Source organism: Nocardioides terrigena, assembly GCF_003047265.1.
GTDB classification, from domain to species: Bacteria; Actinomycetota; Actinomycetes; order Propionibacteriales; family Nocardioidaceae; genus Nocardioides; species Nocardioides terrigena.
The window spans coordinates 1-1,347 of sequence record NZ_PZYY01000028.1 but is presented as its reverse complement, the minus strand read 5'-3'; the positions used below and the strand labels follow the sequence as shown (position 1 = coordinate 1,347).

Sequence of the window (1,347 nt, the reverse complement as noted above, 5' to 3'; positions counted from 1 at the left end):
GTTGTCCTGACTTGTGTCGGTATGGACAGTTCTGTCTCGGGTTCGTCCGGACACTTTGACCCGCTGTGAGCGCATGGTGCGTCCATGGCAGACAGGGTGGTTCCGATGGACGTGCGCAGTCTGGTCGTGACGTGGCCTGAGAACGCTCCTCGCGGTGCAGTGGCCCGGTTCGTCGAGGAGCACGGGGTGTCTCGTGCGTGGTTCTACGACGTCCGAGCTCGGGCCAGGTCGCAGGGCGCCGTGGCCGCGATGCAGCCCCGGCCACGCACGCCGGCGGCGGCGGCGAGACACCCTCAGGCGATCCCGTCCGAGGTCGAGGAGCTCGCGGTACGGATCCGCAAGGAGCTCGCCGACGACGGGTGGGACCACGGCCCCCTGTCGGTGCGCCATGAGCTCCAAAAACTCGGTGTCGCGGCACCGGCCGCGTCGACCCTGGCACGGATCTTCACCCGCCACGGCATGGTCGTCGCCCAGCCACAGAAACGTCCCCGGTCCTCGTATCGCCGCTTCGAGTTCGCCCGCGTCCACGAGTGCTGGCAGCTCGACGCGTTCGAGTGGGCCCTGGCCGACGGGTCCACGTGCGTGATCTTCCAACTCCTCGACGACCACTCCCGCTACCTGATCGCCTCCCACGTCGCACCCGGGGAACGCTCTGCCGATGCGATCACCGTGGTGAGCACCGGGATCGAACGGTTCCAGGTCCCCTGCCTGCTGCTCAGCGACAACGGCACCGCATTCAACCGCGACCGGCTCGGACGCCAGACCCAGCTGGTCGCCCTGCTCACCAGCCTGGGGTGTCGGCCCATCACAGGCAGGCCCCGACACCCCCAGACCCAGGGCAAGGACGAACGCGTCCATCAGACCCTGCAACGTTGGCTACGCGCCAGGCCACCCGCTGCGACCCGTACGGACCTGCAGCACCTCGTCGAGGAGTTCGACGACCGCTACAACCACCACCGCCCCCACCAGTCGCTGAACATGCGCACCCCGGCCCAGGTCCTGACCCACGACCCCCTCGCCATCGCCCCCGAGGCACCCGACCCCGTGATCCCCGCCCGGCCCGTGAAGGCCGAGACCCGTCGCGTGGCCCGCAACGGCAAGATCTCGGTCAAGGACATCGCGATCCAGCTCGGCTACGAACACGCCGGAACCCAAGTCACCGTGATCACCAGCAACTCGAGCCTGAACATCTTCGGCGCCGACGGACTCCACATCCGCTCACTCGTCCTGATCCCAGGCAAGACCTACTACAGCAACGGCCGACCCCGCGGCCGTAGACGCCCACCACCGAAGTGTCCAGACTGACCTGAGACATCAACTCTGTCCGGACAAACCCGAGACATGACA

The 1,347-nt window shown here is 67.6% G+C and carries 1 protein-coding gene; it reads left to right on the top strand.

All coding sequences use genetic code 11. The annotated features are described in order from the left end of the window. The first annotated feature begins 105 nt into the window (after positions 1 to 105). Positions 106 to 1,305, top strand: a complete 1,200-nt coding sequence (locus DAE25_RS22605; protein WP_159083930.1) for an integrase core domain-containing protein — start codon at positions 106 to 108, stop codon at positions 1,303 to 1,305. The last annotated feature ends 42 nt before the right edge of the window (positions 1,306 to 1,347 follow it).

Excerpts from the sequence above, each read along its gene's own strand:
- DAE25_RS22605 (WP_159083930.1), top strand. The coding sequence starts at position 106 with ATGGACGTGCGCAGTCTGGTCGTGACGTGGCCTGAGAACGCTCCTCGC.